This is a genomic window from Stappia sp. TSB10P1A, assembly GCF_900185725.1.
GTDB lineage: Bacteria > Pseudomonadota > Alphaproteobacteria > Rhizobiales > Stappiaceae > Stappia.
In genome coordinates, this window is the sequence record NZ_FYAU01000014.1 from 59726 (window position 1) to 74727 (window position 15002).

Annotated in this window: 14 protein-coding genes; 10 read left to right on the forward strand and 4 right to left on the reverse strand. The window is 68.3% G+C overall.

Going from position 1 to position 15002, the window contains the following annotated elements:
- Window positions 1-3 precede the first annotated feature (3 nt).
- Window positions 4-363 (reverse strand): DMT family protein, encoded by a 360-nt coding sequence (locus TSB10P1A_RS03840; RefSeq protein ID WP_186386576.1) that lies wholly within the window; start codon window positions 361-363, stop codon window positions 4-6.
- 300 nt (window positions 364-663) lie between these two features.
- On the opposite strand from TSB10P1A_RS03840, the gene TSB10P1A_RS03845 reads away from it, so the two are divergent.
- A complete protein-coding gene (locus TSB10P1A_RS03845) occupies window positions 664-1467 on the forward strand; it encodes an IclR family transcriptional regulator (RefSeq protein WP_186386577.1) in 804 nt (267 codons plus the stop codon).
- Here TSB10P1A_RS03845 and TSB10P1A_RS03850 read toward each other — a convergent pair.
- From TSB10P1A_RS03850 to TSB10P1A_RS03860, 3 genes are read right to left on the reverse strand one after another with little or no spacing between them, the layout of a single operon-like run.
- Window positions 1421-2383: a DMT family transporter gene (locus TSB10P1A_RS03850; RefSeq protein ID WP_186386578.1), complete on the reverse strand. Its 963-nt coding sequence runs from the start codon at window positions 2381-2383 to the stop codon at window positions 1421-1423. The genes TSB10P1A_RS03845 and TSB10P1A_RS03850 overlap by 47 nt on opposite strands.
- 2 nt (window positions 2384-2385) lie before the next feature.
- A complete protein-coding gene (locus TSB10P1A_RS03855) occupies window positions 2386-4086 on the reverse strand; it encodes an FAD-dependent oxidoreductase (RefSeq protein WP_186386579.1) in 1701 nt (566 codons plus the stop codon).
- A 29-nt stretch (window positions 4087-4115) separates the two neighbouring features.
- Entirely contained in the window at window positions 4116-4868 is a 753-nt protein-coding gene (locus tag TSB10P1A_RS03860; RefSeq protein WP_186386580.1) for an SDR family NAD(P)-dependent oxidoreductase, read from the reverse strand.
- Window positions 4869-5035: 167 nt separating this feature from the next.
- Between TSB10P1A_RS03860 and TSB10P1A_RS03865 the strand changes: the two genes are divergently transcribed.
- The 9 genes from TSB10P1A_RS03865 to infA all read left to right on the forward strand — a co-directional run bounded on the left by TSB10P1A_RS03865 (window position 5036) and on the right by infA (window position 14976).
- Complete coding sequence (locus TSB10P1A_RS03865) at window positions 5036-6067, forward strand: TRAP transporter substrate-binding protein (protein ID WP_186386581.1); 1032 nt, start codon at window positions 5036-5038, stop codon at window positions 6065-6067.
- Between the two features lie 104 nt (window positions 6068-6171).
- Window positions 6172-6744, forward strand: a complete 573-nt coding sequence (locus TSB10P1A_RS03870; protein WP_186386582.1) for a TRAP transporter small permease subunit — start codon at window positions 6172-6174, stop codon at window positions 6742-6744.
- A complete protein-coding gene (locus tag TSB10P1A_RS03875; protein WP_186386583.1) occupies window positions 6744-8084 on the forward strand; it encodes a TRAP transporter large permease subunit in 1341 nt (446 codons plus the stop codon). The genes TSB10P1A_RS03870 and TSB10P1A_RS03875 overlap by 1 nt, the downstream gene beginning before the upstream one ends.
- A gap of 123 nt (window positions 8085-8207) precedes the next feature.
- Window positions 8208-11597 (forward strand): PAS-domain containing protein, encoded by a 3390-nt coding sequence (locus tag TSB10P1A_RS03880; protein ID WP_186386584.1) that lies wholly within the window; start codon window positions 8208-8210, stop codon window positions 11595-11597.
- Between the two features lie 181 nt (window positions 11598-11778).
- Window positions 11779-12216, forward strand: a complete 438-nt coding sequence (locus TSB10P1A_RS03885) for a DUF2948 family protein (protein ID WP_186386585.1) — start codon at window positions 11779-11781, stop codon at window positions 12214-12216.
- A 52-nt stretch (window positions 12217-12268) separates the two neighbouring features.
- Window positions 12269-13564 carry a histidinol dehydrogenase gene (hisD, locus tag TSB10P1A_RS03890; protein WP_208987003.1) on the forward strand — a complete coding sequence of 432 codons (1296 nt, stop codon included), beginning with the start codon at window positions 12269-12271 and terminating at the stop codon, window positions 13562-13564.
- Window positions 13565-13683: 119 nt separating this feature from the next.
- Entirely contained in the window at window positions 13684-14163 is a 480-nt protein-coding gene (locus TSB10P1A_RS03895; RefSeq protein WP_186386587.1) for a UPF0262 family protein, read from the forward strand.
- A 4-nt stretch (window positions 14164-14167) separates the two neighbouring features.
- The gene (locus TSB10P1A_RS03900; RefSeq protein ID WP_186386588.1) at window positions 14168-14644 is read left to right on the forward strand and encodes a low molecular weight phosphatase family protein; all 477 of its coding nucleotides are present in this window, start codon (window positions 14168-14170) and stop codon (window positions 14642-14644) included.
- A gap of 113 nt (window positions 14645-14757) precedes the next feature.
- Window positions 14758-14976, forward strand: coding sequence for a translation initiation factor IF-1 (gene infA, locus TSB10P1A_RS03905; RefSeq protein ID WP_013653834.1), 219 nt, complete (start codon window positions 14758-14760; stop codon window positions 14974-14976).
- Window positions 14977-15002: the final 26 nt, after the last annotated feature.

Genomic DNA, 15002 nt, shown 5'->3' on the forward strand with positions numbered 1-15002 from the left:
CCCTCACGGCTTGTAGAAGATCAGCCCGGCACCGGCGACGATCAGCGTGAAGCCGGCCAGATGCGTCCAGCGCAGCGGCTCGCCCAGAAACCAGATCGAGAACACGGCGAAGACGCTGAGCGTGATGACCTCCTGGATGGTCTTCAGCTCTGCGGCGCTGAAATGCCCGTGGCCGATGCGGTTGGCCGGGACCTGCAGCACATATTCGAAGAAGGCGATGCCCCAGCTCACCAGGATGACGACGACGAGCGGCGAGCTCTTGAACTTCAGGTGCCCGTACCAGGCGAAGGTCATGAAGATGTTGGAGGCGAGCAGCAGGCCGATCGTGACGAAGGGCACGTAGGAGAGATTGGCAAACGGCATCGGGGAGATCCACCGCCAGCGCAGGGACACGCCTGCCGGGCGGCGCGGTCGCCCGGTGCGGCATCGACCCGGACATCCGGTTTCCCTCGCGCCCCCGGCACGGCGGAGGGGGCGGAGCGATTCGACGGCAGGAAGATAGCGCCGTTCGCGGATTGCAAAAGAGGCAAGACGGGCCCTCGCGACGGGAAATCCCGCAAGGGCGCGGCGTGCGGGCGACATTCTCGACCGGCGATGGAATTGCCGCTAAGAGTGAGTCGCATCGGTTGTTTCGTTTCCGCAAGACTATTGAGGGAGTTGCGTGTGGGTGCTGACGCAACGTCGAAGCCGCGAGCGCCGCGCGGCGTCCAGTCCGTCGAGACCGGCGGCGCCATCCTGATGGCGCTGGCCCAGGCCGGCGGCCCGCTGAAGCTGAAGGACCTTGCCGAGGCGCTCGGCATGGCGCCTGCGCAGTTGCACCCCTACCTGGTCAGCTTCCGCAATATCAACATGGTCGAGCAGACCGAGACCGGCCAGTACCAGCTCGGCCCTTTCGCCCTGTGGCTCGGCCTCACGCGGCTGCGCAACCAGAACGCCTATCGCGAGACGCTGCGCCGGGTGCCGGCGCTGGCCGAGGAACTGGGGCTGATGGTGGCGATCAGCGTCTGGGGCCTGCACGGGCCGACCATCGTCTATATCGAGGAGACGGCGGCGCGCATCCACTCCAACGTCGCCGTCGGCGGCACCTTCATGGTGACGATGACGGCGACCGGCAAGATCTTCGCCGCCTTTCTGCCGAAGTCGACGACCGAGCCGCTGGTCCGCGCCGAGCTGCAGGGCATCGAGCCCTCGCTCTACGGCATCCCGATGGTCGACGAGGCGACGTTCCGCAAGGAGGTCGCCTCGGCTTGCAAGAAGGGCTACTCGATCACCCGCGACGCGCCGATCCCCGGCGTCAGCGCCATCGCCGCGCCGGTCTTCGACCATACCGGCATCATCCAGCTTTCGGTCACGGTGATCGGCCCGACCAACTATATCGATCTCGCCGAGGACGGGCCGTGCCTCAAGCGGCTGATCGAGTTCACGAGCGACCTGTCCCGCGATCTCGGCCATATCCCGCCCGCCTGATGAGCGCGCCGGCAAGGTCGAGCGACAGGATCAGGCCGCTCGCGGCGATGGCGACGCCGGCAAGCTGCATGGCGCTTGGCCACTGACCGGCGATCGGGATGGCCAGCAGCACCGCCAGCGGCGGGATCATCGCCGGGAAGAGGCCGGCAAGGCCCGAGCCCAGCCGGCTGATCGCCGCCGCGTAGAGGACGATCGCCAGGCTCCCGCCGAGCGCACCCTGATAGAAGGCCTGTTCGAGCCACATGCCGGCCGGCAGGCGCGCCGGTTCGAGAAACACCAGATAGACCGGCAACAGCACGACGGTGGTGGTCGCCGAGGCCGCACCGATCGCCTCTACGGCGGGAAGCCGCCAGCGGCCGAGAAGATAGGTGAAAACACCCCACAACGTGCCCGAGCCGACGAAGCACAGGTCGCCGATCAGCGTCGACGTGTCGGCCATCTTCGAGGGCGCGTTGTCGGCGGCAATGGCCAGCAGTCCGCAGATCAGCACGAGCATGCCGATCTTGCGGTTCAGCGTCATCTTCTGACCGTCGAGCACCACCGGCAGCAGGTTGGCGACGATGATCGTCATGCCCGGCGAGATCACCACCGCATGCGCCAGCGGTGCGATGCCGAAGCCGGTGTTGAACAGGAAGGCGAAGGGCGGACCCATGGTGATGGTCAGCAGCGCCAGCCGGGGCAGGGTGAGGCCGCTCATGCGCGAGCGGCGCAGCAGCATCAGCGGCGCCATCAGCAACGTCGCCCCGCCATAGCGGAGCAGGGCGAGGTCGGCGCTGGAAAAGCCGTCCGACCGGCCGATATCGACGCCGACATTGTAGAAGGCCCAGGCAATGGCGGCCGAAAGGCCGAACAGGACGCCCGGCAAAAGGCGGCCCGGATGCCCCAGGCCGCCGGAGTCCCTGGTCGCGCGGGACATGGTCAGTCGTTGGCCCCGGCCATGTGGCGCGCGGCGATATAGCCGAAGGTGATCGCCGGGCCGAGGGTGATGCCGCCGCCGGGATAGTTGCCGCCCATGATGCTGAGCGCGTCGTTGCCGGCCGCATACAGCCCGGCGATCGGCCGGCCCGCCTCGTCCAGCACCCGGGCGTTCCCGTCGGTCTTGAGGCCGGCGAAGGTGCCGAGATCGCCGATCACCAGCTTGACCGCGTAGAACGGGCCCTTTTCGACCGGCGCGACGCAGGGGTTGGGCAGGTGCTCGGGATCGCCGAGCGAGCGGTTGTAGGAGGTCGAGCCCTTGTGGAACATCGGGTCCTCGCCCTTGCGGGCATGCTCGTTGAAGGCGTCGACGGTCTTCTCCAACTGAGTCGCGTCCGCGCCGATCTTCTGCGCCAGTTCACGCAGGCTCTTGCCCTCGAACAGGTAGCCGGAGCGGATATGGCCGCGATAGGGCACCGGCGCCGGCTTGACGAAGCCGAGGCCGTATTTGCGCAAGGTCTTGTGGTCGGCGATGAAGAAGGCGCAGATCTCGCCGCCCTCGGCCTCGCAGGCCTTGCGCATCGCCTGGCAGAAGTCGTGGTAGGAATCCGCCTCGTTGACGAAGCGCCGGCCCGAGCGCGTCACCGCGATGACGCCGGGCTTGGAGCGGTCGACGAAATGCGGGAAGACGCCGAGCGTGCCGTCGCGGCGCGGCGGCTGCGACACCGGCACCCAGGCCGCGGTGTTGGGCAGGTCGTCGCGGATCGCGCCGCCCACGGCCGCGCCAAGGCGCAGGCCGTCGCCGGTGTTGCCGGGAGGGGCCGGCGAGACGTGCTCATGGCCGGACGGGGAATGCGGGAACAGCTCCTTGCGCCGCACCGCGTCCTGCGGGAAGCCGCCGGCGGCCAGCACCACGCCCTTGCGCGCGGTGATCTCGACCGGGCCCTCGTCCGTGTCGACGATGGCGCCGGTGACGGTGCCGCGCTCGTCGCGCAGCAGCTCGCGCACCCCGGCGCGGGTCCAGATCGGCACGTTCATGTCGAAGCAGGACCTGGCGAGGCGCCCGACCAGCGCGTTGCCGTTGACGAGGCGCATCGGCCGGCCGTGGAAGGCCATGTCCTTGAGGAACTTGATGAACAGCTTGGCGACATAGAAGGCCGAGATCGGCGACCTGGTGACGCGGAAGAAGTGCAGCAGTTCCTTGCCCGAGCCGATCATCATGCCGAGGAAGGTGATCTCGGCGAGCGGCGGGCGCAGGCGGCGGATCTCCTTGCCGAGTTCGCGCCCGTCGAAGGGGCGCGCGACGATGGACCGTCCGCCCGGCATGCCGCCCGGCGCGTCCGGGTGATAATCGGCGAAGGTCGGGCCGAGGTCGAACTGCAGCGCGGTCTTCTCCTCGAAGAACTCGACCGCCTTGGGGCCGGCCTCCAGGAAGGCGTCGACGCGGGCCGGATCGAAGAACGCCCCGGTCTCGTGCTCCAGATAGGTGCGCGCCTTCTCGGGCGTGTCCTCGACGCCGGCGCGCTTTGCCGGACCGCTGCAGGGGATCCACATCCAGCCGCCCGACCGGGCGGTGGTGCCGCCGAACACCGGCTCCTTCTCCACCACCAGGACATCGAGCCGGCGATGGGCGGCCGAGACGGCGCTGGCCAGACCGCCGGCGCCCGATCCGACGACGAGAACGTCGCAACTGTGCTTTTTCATTGGTGCAATTCCTTGAGGGACGGGCCGGATCAGGCCGCCAGATAGCCGCCGTCGACGGGCAGGATGGCGCCGGTCACGTAGCTGGACATGTCGGAGGCGAGGAACAGGACGGGGCCGACGAGCTCCTCCGGCTGGCCGGTGCGCCCGAGCGGCGTATGCGCCATGAACCGGCCGATGGCCGCCTCGTTGCCGCGCGTGTGCTCGGTCATCGGCGTGTCGATGACGCCGGGAGCAATGGCGTTGACCCTGACGCCGCGCGGGGCGAATTCATGGGCCAGCGCCTTGGTGAACTGGGCGAGGGCGCCCTTGCTGGCGATATAGGCGGCAATGCCGGGCCCGGCCGACAGCGACATGATCGAGGCGAGATTGACGATCCGCCCGCCCGTTGCCTCGAGCTGCGCCGCGAAGGCCAGCACCATGTTGCGCGGCCCGTCGACATTGACGCGGAACGTCTGGTCCCACTCCGCCTCGAAGCCGGGATCGCCGAACCGGTGCCGCTTCAGGATGCCGGCATTGTTGACGAGGATGCGGGCAGCGCCCAGCTCCGCGCGGGTCTTCTCGGCGAAGGCGCGGGCGGCAGCGGGATCGGACACGTCGCACCGCGCGCTCAAGGTCTTCACCCCCGCCTCGGCCGCCAGCGCGGCGGTCTGTGCGGCGGCGTCGGCGTTGATGTCGCACACCGCCACATGCGCGCCGGCCCGGGCAAGACCCAGCGCGATCGCCCGGCCATTCCCCTGTCCGGCGCCTGTCACGACGGCGACGGAGCCTTCAACTCCAATCATGGGCGTCTCCCGGAATTAGTGTATTGCTAATCAGTTTGATTATAGATAACACTTGAGTTAGGCAAGCGGGGGGTCGAAAAAAGCCGCTCGCGCCTCGCCCGCCGCCGGACAGAGCGGCAGAAAAGCAAAGAGATGCCCCGTTCGGGGTGCGTTTTAGGGAGGTCCTGATGAAGGCACGGCTCGCAACCGCTGCGCTGGCGGCAACCATGCTTACCGCTGTTCCGGCGCTTGCCGACAGCTACGACCTGCAGAGCGTTTTCGGCCTGCAGGTGCCCTCGATCGGCCAGAGCCCGGTCAAGTGGGCCGAGCGCGTCAAGCTGATGACCGACGGCGCCATCGACATCAAGGTGCACGGCGCCGGCGATTTCGTGCCGCCGTTCGAGGTGTTCGAGGCGGTCAGCACCGGCGCGATCCCGATGGGCTTCGACTGGATCGGCTACTGGGCGAGCTCGATTCCGGTCGCCAATCTCGTCGGCTCGATGCCCTTCGGCCCGACCCCGGAAGTGGCGCTCGGCTGGATGTTCGAGGGCGGCGGCCTGGAGATCATCCAGAAGGCTTACGATCCGCACGGCGTGAAGATCATCCCGTGCCATCTCGTCGTGCCGGAGGCCGGCGGCTGGTTCAACAAGGAGATCAACACCGCCGAGGACTTCAAGGGCCTCAACATGCGCATCGCCGGCCTTGGCGGCCAGGCGCTCGCCCGCCTCGGCGCCAACACCCAGCTCGTGCCGGCCGGCGAGATCTTCGTGTCGCTGGAGACCGGCCGCATCGACGCGACGGAGTTCTCCGCGCCGCAGCTCGACATCGGCTTCGGCTTCGAGAAGGTCGCCAAGACCTATTACTTCCCGGGCTGGCACCAGCCGTCGAGCTGGGACTCCATCATCGTCAACATGGACGTGTGGAACGGCTTCACCGAGGGCCAGCAGCAGATCATGGTCGAGGCCTGCAAGGCCAACATCACGGCGAACCTTGCCGACCAGATCCACCAGCAGGCGATCGCCATCGCCAAGATCCGCGAGGCCGGCGTCGAGATCAAGCGCTTCCCCGACGAGGTGCTGGTGGCGCTGCGCGAGGCCTCCCAGGCGGTGATGGAGGACGAGGCGGCCAAGGACGCGATCTTCAAGGAGGCGCTCGACTCGCTGAACGCCTATATCGAGCGCGTCGGCGAATGGGGTGAGTTGCAGGCGCTGCCGCGCTAAGCCAGTCTCACAGACCACTGATCGGACGGCATCCCGCGACGGGTGCCGTCCTTTCGCACTCAAACGCCCCGCAAGGTCACGCCCGCAAGGTGAGGGAGGTCGTCTTGTCCGAACTGAGCCGCAAGGCGGGAGAGGCGCTGTCCTTTCCCGGCAAGATCGTCGGCTGGCTGGTGCTGCCGCTGATCGTCTCCGTCTGTCTCGGCGTGCTGGCCGCCAAGGTCGGCACCAACCGGCTGGCCGACTGGGGCGTGCGCGTGCCGCTGTTCGACACCGGCGTCACCGTCAACACCCTGCTCGACCTGCAATGGCACATCTTCGCGCTGCTGGTGCTGTTCGGCGGCGTCTATGCCTATCGCGACCGCAGCCATGTCAGCGTCGACTTCCTCGCCTCCGGCTTTTCCGCCCGCACCAGGGCCGTGGTCGATCTGGTCTGCGACCTGATCTTCCTCTTGCCCTTCTGCCTCATCATCGTCTGGTTCGGCACGCGCTTCGCCCACCGGGCCTATGTCACCGGCGAGGGCTCGACCTATGGCGGCATGATCGACCGCTGGATGATCAAGGCCTGCATTCCGCTCGCCTTCTCGCTGCTCGGCCTTGCGGCCGTCAACCGCATCATCGGCACCGCGATCGCCCTGGCGCGCGGCGACTTCTCTGCCAAGGACAAGAAGGGCTCGTGATGGAAGACGCTTTCTGGCCGCTGCTGATGCTGCTCGGGCTGATGGGCGGCATCTTCGCGGGCTATCCCGTCGCCTTCGTCCTTGCCGGCATCGGCATCCTCTTCGCCGTGATGGCCGGCGTCCCGCTGATCTTCCTGTCGACCACCGTCGCGCGGATCTATTCCGGCACGCTGACCAACTGGCTGCTGATCGCCATTCCGCTCTTCGTCTTCATGGGGCTGATGCTGGAGCGCTCCGGCGTTGCCGAGCGGCTGCTGAAGTCGCTGGCCTCGGTGTTTCGCGGCATGCCGGGCGGCTATGCCTTCGCGGTCGCGATCATCGGCGTCGTCATGGCCGCCTCGACCGGCATCATCGGCGCCTCGGTGGTGCTGATGGGCATGATGGCGCTGCCGACCATGCTGCAGAACCGCTACGATCCGAAGATCGCCACCGGCCTGATCGCGGCGAGCGGCACGCTCGGCATCCTGATCCCGCCGAGCATCATGCTGATCGTGCTGGGCGACCAGTTGCGCGTGTCGGTCGGCGACCTGTTCATGGCCGCCGTCGGTCCGGGCCTGCTGCTCGGCCTGCTCTACATGCTCTACCTGGTCTTCGTCGCGATCTTCCAGCCACATCGCATGCCGGCGGCGCCGGCGGCCGATCCGCGGCCGTTCTGGCGGGCGGCGGCGAGCCTGGTGCTCGACCTGCTGGCGCCCGTGCTGCTGATCGTCTCGGTGCTCGGCACCATCGTCGCCGGCATCGCCACGCCGACCGAGTCCGCCGCCATCGGCGCGCTCGGCGCCATGGTGCTGGCGCTGGTGTCGCGCCAGCTCGACTGGGCAACGCTCTATGCGGCGCTGCGCGACACCACCAAGACCACCGCGATGATCATCTTCGTCATGCTCGGCGCGACCGTCTTCTCGGTCGTCTTCCGCAAGCTCGGCGGCGATGCGCTGATCGCCGACCTGTTCTCGGTGCATGTAGAGCGGCCCTATGTGGTGATCATCATGATCATGGCACTGGTCTTCGTGCTCGGCTTCTTTCTTGAGTGGGTGGAGATCACGCTCGTCGTGGTGCCGATCGTCGCCCCCGTCGTCGCCGGGCTCGACTTCGGCCTGACGCCGGAGCAGACGCTGATCTGGTTCGCCATCGCGCTGGCGGTCAACCTGCAGACGTCGTTCCTGACCCCGCCTTTCGGCTATGCGCTGTTCTACCTGCGCGGCATCGCGCCGAAAGGCGTCTCCATCGGCACGATCTATCGCGGCGTCATTCCTTTCGTGATCCTGCAGGTCTTGGCGCTGGCGGCGGTGATCTGCTGGCCGCAGATCGCCCTCTACCTGCCGCTGGCCCTGTCGAAATAGCGCGCCGCCGGCCAGGTCCGGCGGCGGGGGATGAGTTAACTCTTTCGATTGTCATTCATAAATCGTTGGCATTTTGCCGATCTTCGCTTTGAAGCATTTACCTGTTGCAGGCATACTCGGCCCATGAATTCCATCGTCCTCGATGCGCTGCCCGCAAACGAAGACAGTCGCCTGCGGGCGCTGCGCCGGCTCGGCATCCTGCATTCGGAGCGGTCGACGGAATTCGACGCCCTGGTCGAGGCGGCGGCGGCGGTCATGGACTGTCCGATCGCGATGGTCTCGTTCGTCGACGAGCACGAACAGTGGTTGAAGGCCTTTTGCGGGCTGGATTTCCAGGAAACGCCCCGCAAGGCGGCGATCTGCCGCCACACCATTCTCAGCCCCGATCTGCTCGTGGTTCGCGATCTCGCCGCCGACCCCCGGTTCCAGCACGACCGGCTGGTGGTCGAGCCGCCGCATGTGCGCTTCTATGTCGGGTGTCCGCTGTCGATCGACGGCGTCCACCGGCTCGGTTCGCTCTGCGTGATGCACACCGAGCCGCGCGAACCGACCCCGTCGCAACTGCAGCAATTGCGCCGGCTCGGCGTTGCCGTGGAAGGGCTGATACGGGCCTATGCCGCCCAGGCGGAGGCGGCCACCTTGCGCGAGGACGCGGTGCGCCAGCAGGCGCTGGTTGAGACCCAGTCCCAGCTCCTTGCACAGACCACCAGCATCTCCGGCGTCGGCGGCTGGGAACTCGACCTGGAGCGCGACACGCTGCTGTGGACGGATCAGGTCCGCCGCCTGCTGGAGGTGGACGACGACTACGTCCCGGACTTGAAGGAGGCCTTCGGCTTCTTCCGGCCCGAGGCGAGAGGCGAATTGCGCCGGGCGCTCGACGATGCGCGGCTGAGGGGCTTTCCCTTCAGCCTCGAACTCCTCGCACGCACCGCCAAGGGCCGCGAGCGCTGGGTCCGTCTCGCCGGCAAGCCGTTGATGCGCGAGGACAGGACCCTGCGCATCGTCGGCGCGATCCGCGATGTCACCGACCGCAAGACGGCCGAGATCCGGCTGCAGCATTCCGAGGCGCTGTATCGCACGACGCTGCTCTCCCTGTCCGAGGGGGTGATCGTCGCCGATGCCGACGGCCGGATCCTGTCCCACAACCCGGCGGCGCTCGCCATGCTCGGCCTGGACGGGCAGGACATTACGGGCCGCGAGTTGCAGACGCTCGACCTCGACTTTCTCGCCAAGGACGGCGGGCAGGGCAGCCTTGGCAACCTTCTCGCGCGCGGCGTCGCGGATCCGGCCAGCCTGTCCAGCACCGTTGCCGGCCTGCGCCTCGGCGATGGGGTCCTGCGCTGGCTCAATCTCAATGCGGTGGCCTATTCCGGTCCCGGCGACGGGGCCGGCGGGGGCGCGGTGATCTCCCTCACCGATGTCACCGAGACGGTGCGCCAGGCGGTGACGCTCGAAGGGGTGTTCCGGAACTATCCCGGCGCCGTGGTCTATTTCGACCAGGACCTTGTCGTCGCCGGCTGGAACCGGGCTTTCGAGACCCTGCTCGACGTGCCGCCCGACTATCTGAGGCGGCGTCCCTCGCTCGCCGACTACGTGCTGATGAACGCCGAGCGCGGCGAATATGGCGAAGGCGATCCGCGGGAACTCGCCCGCCAGCGGCTCGAAACCATCCTCGGCGGACCCGAACATGCCTATGAGCGCAGCCGGCCAAACGGCATGATGCTCGATATTCGCGGCACCTTCCTGCCGGGCGGCGGGTTGCTGTCGACCTTCACGGACATCTCCGACCGCAAGCGGATCGAGCGGCAGCTTATCGAGAACGCGCGTGTGGCACGCGAGAAGTCCGACGAGTTGGAGACCGTGCTCGCCAACATGAACCAGGGGGTCAGCGTCTTCGACCGGGACGGCCGCTTGACCCTGTGGAACGAGCAATATGTCTCGCTGTTCGGCTTCGAGCCCGACGCCATCGCGCCTGGAAGGCCCTTCCGCGAACTGGTGTTCCAGACCAACGTGCGGCAGGAGGCGCGCGAGGATGTCGAGGCCCGCATCACAATGCTGATGCGGCGCATGGAAGCGGGCGAGACCATGCGCTCCACCTTCCGTCTGAAGACCGGCCGCATCATCTCCACCGTCCATGCCCCGCTGCCCGACGGCGGCTGGGTGGGAACGCATGAAGATGTCACCGAGCGCGAGCTTGCCGCCGACAAGGTGCTGCATGCGGCCCGCCACGACACGCTGACCGGCCTGGCCAACCGGACCTATCTCAACGAGCAGCTCGAAAAGCTCGCCACCGGCGAGGCGCCGGCCGAGGGGTGTCTCGGAATTCTGATGCTGGTCGATCTCGACCGGTTCAAGCCGGTGAACGACGCGCTCGGCCACAATGCCGGCGACGCGGTGCTATGCGAGGTGGCGCGCCGGCTGCGGCTGTGCGTGCGCGAGAGCGACTTCGTCGCGCGCATCGGCGGCGACGAATTCGCCGTGCTGCTGTTGTCGGGAAGCGGGCTGACCTGGCCGTCCGATCTGGCGGAAGCGGCGGCGCGCAGGATCCTGTCCGCCATGTCGACGCGGTTCGCCGTCGAGGGCAGCAGCATCCAGATCGGCGCCAGCATCGGCATCGCGCCGATCCTTCGCGGCGCCGAGATGTCCGAGCTCCTGCGCCACGCGGATGCCGCGCTCTACCAGGTCAAGCACCAGGGACGGAACGGCTTCCGCATTCACGAGCCGCCGGTCGACGAACCGGCGGGAGCGGGGCAGGTCATCGCCTGGCCGGGAGCGGCGGCAGCGGCCGCGGCCGGCACCGTCGCCCCGGTACTGCTTCGACCGGCGCCCTCCGGCGGCGAGTTGCTGTTCCAGCCGATCGTCTGTCTGCGCAGCCGCGAATTGCGGGGCTATCAGGCGCTGCAGCATCTGCCGGGCCAGACCGGCGGAGCCGGGGACGTGGCGCAGGACACCGCGGCGGTGGAAGCGGCGACCGCCGGGCTTCTGCGCGAGGCGCTGAGCGCGGCGGTCCGGCTGCCCGACGCGCAGATGATCTCCCTGTCGCTCGGTGCGCGCCAGTTCGGCCTCGAAACCCTGGCGGCCACCATCGAGCGGGAGATCGCCGCCGCCGGCATCGATCCGGGGCGCCTCCACCTGCAGGTCGCGGACGGCTACTTCCTGCTCAACTCCGGTGCGGCCTCGGGCCAGTTCGAGGCGTTGCGCGACATCGGCGTGCGGCTGGTTCTCGACAGGTTCGGGGCGGAGGCGTCCTGTCTCAAGCTGCTCAGCCGCTTCCGCTTCGATGCCCTGCGGATCGATCGCTGCAGCCTGCAGGACATCCTGGCCGGAGGGCGCGGCGCGGCGGCGATCCGGGCGCTGGTCGCCGTCGCCGAGACGCTGGGCGTGCCTGTGGGGGTCGAGGGGGTCGACAGCGAGGAGCGTGCGAGCCTGCTCTCGGCCGCGGGCTGCGTCCAGGGCCAGGGCCGGCTGTTCGGGACACCCGAACCCATCGAGGCCTTCCTCTCCGTCGCCTGATCTTGGCGGCGCTGCTCCCTGTCGCGTCAACTGGCCCGCGTCAACTGGCCCGCGTCAACTGGCCCGCGTCAACTGGGTAGTTGCTTTGCCGCGTGAATTCATTAGGTAAGGGCGGACGGTCGGCGCCCCGCGCGCCGGCTGCGGGCACGACCCCGGGCACAACCCATAAGGTGGCTGATCCATGCGGCAACTGAAGCTGGCGGCGTTGGACGAGGAAGACCTGGCGGTGATTTCCGCGCAGGTGCAGGACGCCGTGCTCAAGGTGGGCGATATCCGCTACTATCCTTCCGACCGGCACCTGGTGCTCGTCATGAACCGCTTCGCCTGGGACGGCGAGAGCACGGGGAGCCGCGCCACCAACGAGCGCCGCCGTTCCGCCCTGTCCTTCGCCCGGGCGGAGCGCCCGCGCGCGCTGAACATCCGCCAGGACGCGAAGGACGCGGTGCTGTCGCTGCTGGCGGTCAACTTCGTCGCCGGCAGCGAGCCGGCCGGGCGCATCGACCTCGTCTTCGCCGGCGGCGGCACGCTCTCCTTCGATGTCGAATGCATCGAGGCGCAGCTCGCCGACCTCGGCGCGGCTTGGGCGACCGGGCACCGTCCCAGCCACCCGCTCGACTGACGTTTTCTCAACACCCTCCGGGCGGTGCCCGGCAAATCGTGGAGGTCCCGCCGTGGCGATCCGCCTGTCCACCGGCGCAGCCGATTTCGAGGCCGCTTTCGCGGCCCTGCTCGCCAGCAAGCGCGAGGCATCCGCCGATGTCGATGCGGCGGTGCGCGACATCATCGAGGCGGTGCGGGAGCGGGGCGACGCCGCGCTTCTCGACTACCCCCGCCGCTTCGACCGGCTGGAGGCGCAAAGCCTTGCCGAACTGACCGTCACCGCCGAGGAGATCGAGGCGGCGGTGAAGAAGGTGGATGCCCGCACGCTCGACGCCCTGACGCTGGCGCGCGACCGCATCGCCTCCCATCACGCCCGCCAGATGCCGGCGGACGACCGCTACACCGACCCGATCGGCGTCGAGCTCGGCTCGCGCTGGACGGCGATCGAGGCGGTCGGCCTCTATGTGCCCGGCGGCACGGCCAGCTACCCGTCCTCGGTGCTGATGAATGCGGTGCCCGCCAGCGTCGCCGGCGTGTCGCGCATGGTCATGTGCGTGCCGAGCCCGGACGGCGCGCTCAATCCGCTGGTGCTGGCCGCGGCCCATCTTGCCGGCGTCACCGAGATCTACCGGATCGGCGGGGCGCAGGCGATCGCCGCCCTGGCCTTCGGGACGCAGACGATCCGGCCGGTCGCCAAGATCGTCGGTCCCGGCAACGCCTATGTGGCGGCCGCCAAGCGGCGGGTGTTCGGCACGGTCGGCATCGACATGATCGCCGGCCCGTCCGAGATCCTCGTCGTCGCGGACGGCGCCAACGATCCCGACTGGATCGCCGCCGACCTGTTGTCGCAGGCCGAGCACGACACCAGCGCCCAGTCGATCCTGATCACCGACGACGCGGGTTTTGCCGAGGCCGTCGAGAAGGCGGTCGAGCGCCAGTTGCGGACCCTGCCGCGCGCCGATGTCGCCGGTCCGAGCTGGGCCGATTTCGGCGCTATCATCACCGTTGCCTCGATGGACGAGGCGCCGGCGCTGGTCGATGCCATCGCCCCCGAACACCTGGAGCTCGCCGTCGAGGACGCGGAAGCTTTGTTCGCCCGCATCCGCAATGTCGGCGCGGTGTTCCTCGGCCGGCACACGCCGGAGGCCATCGGCGACTATGTCGGCGGCTCCAACCACGTGTTGCCGACGGCGCGCTCGGCGCGCTTTTCCTCCGGCCTGTCGGTGCTCGATTTCGTCAAGCGCACCTCGATCCTGCGCTGCGATGCGCGGACGCTGCGCGAGCTCGGCCCGGCGGCGATCGCCCTTGCCGAGGCGGAGGGGCTGGCCGCGCACGGCCGCTCGGTCGCCATCCGGCTCAACCTGTGAGGGCGCGGCGCCGAGCAAGCGGCTTGTCGGCACGGGCGTTGACGGGATAGGTGTTGGGACGATTGCTGGACGGCGCGCTGCGACGGCGGCGCGGGCAATGGAGGGTGCAAGCGCAGGTCATGGGAGAAAAGAACAGCGCTCGGCTGGTCGCGGTGGAGCTCGACGAGGCGTCGATCGTCCGCTCGACGCCCGATATCGAGCATGAGCGCGCCGTCGCCATCTACGATCTCATCGAGGAGAACGAGTTCGAGCCGAACGGCGACGACGGCGGCCCCTACCGGCTGAGATTGTCGCTCGTCGAGAAGCGCCTGGTCTTCCTGGTCGAGCGGGAGGAGGGGCACCCCGTCGTCACCCACATCCTGTCGCTGACGCCGCTGCGCAAGGTGGTGAAGGACTATTTCCTGATCTGCGAGAGCTATTTCGAGGCGATCAGGACGGCGACGCCGAGCCAGATCGAGGCCATCGACATGGGCCGCCGCGGCGTCCACAACGAGGGGTCGCGCATCCTGATGGAGCGGCTGGAGGGCAAGATCCGGGTCGACATGCAGACCGCCCGCCGTCTCTTCACCCTCGTCTGCGCCCTGCACTGGAAGGGCTAGCGGCGTGTCTGGGCCGGCGGCGGCACCGGGGGAGGCACTGGCGGCGGCGCCCGGTGCCGTGCTGTTTGTCTGCGGCATGAACGCCGTGCGCTCGCCGATGGCGGCAGCGATGCTCGCCCAACTGTTTCCCGGCCGGGTCTATGTGAAATCCTGCGGCGTGCGGGCCGGCGAGCCCGACCCCTTCGTCGAGGCGGTGATGAGCGAGATCGGCTGCGATCTCGCCAGGCACCGGCCGAAGACCTTCGAGGATCTCGACGAGTCGGGCTTCGACCTGGTGGTGACGCTGGCGCCGGAAGCCCATCACAAGGCGCTGGAGATGACCCGCACCGACGCGGTCGAGGTGGAATACTGGCCCACCCCCGACCCGACGCTTGCCACCGGCTCGCGCGAGCAGATCCTCGACGCCTATCGCGCCGTCCGCGACGGGCTGATGGGCCGTATCAAGAAGCGTTTCGGCTGGACCGCGACCCCGGCCGGCTAGACCCCTTGTCCGGCCTCTGCACAGCCGCGGATTTTCGCGAATCCCGCTGTTCCCTTTCGCGGTGCGATCCGGTAGGTTCCCCGCCACATCCGGCTCGATAATCAGGAAACCATATGGCCAAGGAAGAAGTCCTCGAATTCCCGGGGGTTGTGACCGAACTGCTCCCCAACGCGACCTTTCGCGTGAAGCTCGAAAACGACCACGAGATCATTGCCCACACCGCCGGGCGCATGCGCAAGAACCGCATTCGCGTTCTCGCGGGCGACCGCGTGCTTGTCGAAATGACGCCCTACGACCTGACCAAGGGGCGCATCACCTACCGTTTCAAGTGACGCCGAACGGCCATCCGGCCCGGTCC

Coding starts and splice junctions, on each gene's coding strand:
- TSB10P1A_RS03840 (WP_186386576.1), bottom strand. CDS start 363: ATGCCGTTTGCCAATCTCTCCTACGTGCCCTTCGTCACGATCGGCCTG.
- TSB10P1A_RS03850 (WP_186386578.1), bottom strand. CDS start 2,383: ATGTCCCGCGCGACCAGGGACTCCGGCGGCCTGGGGCATCCGGGCCGC.
- TSB10P1A_RS03855 (WP_186386579.1), bottom strand. CDS start 4,086: ATGAAAAAGCACAGTTGCGACGTTCTCGTCGTCGGATCGGGCGCCGGC.
- TSB10P1A_RS03860 (WP_186386580.1), bottom strand. CDS start 4,868: ATGATTGGAGTTGAAGGCTCCGTCGCCGTCGTGACAGGCGCCGGACAG.
- TSB10P1A_RS03865 (WP_186386581.1), top strand. CDS start 5,036: ATGAAGGCACGGCTCGCAACCGCTGCGCTGGCGGCAACCATGCTTACC.
- TSB10P1A_RS03875 (WP_186386583.1), top strand. CDS start 6,744: ATGGAAGACGCTTTCTGGCCGCTGCTGATGCTGCTCGGGCTGATGGGC.
- TSB10P1A_RS03880 (WP_186386584.1), top strand. CDS start 8,208: ATGAATTCCATCGTCCTCGATGCGCTGCCCGCAAACGAAGACAGTCGC.
- TSB10P1A_RS03885 (WP_186386585.1), top strand. CDS start 11,779: ATGCGGCAACTGAAGCTGGCGGCGTTGGACGAGGAAGACCTGGCGGTG.
- TSB10P1A_RS03895 (WP_186386587.1), top strand. CDS start 13,684: ATGGGAGAAAAGAACAGCGCTCGGCTGGTCGCGGTGGAGCTCGACGAG.
- infA (WP_013653834.1), top strand. CDS start 14,758: ATGGCCAAGGAAGAAGTCCTCGAATTCCCGGGGGTTGTGACCGAACTG.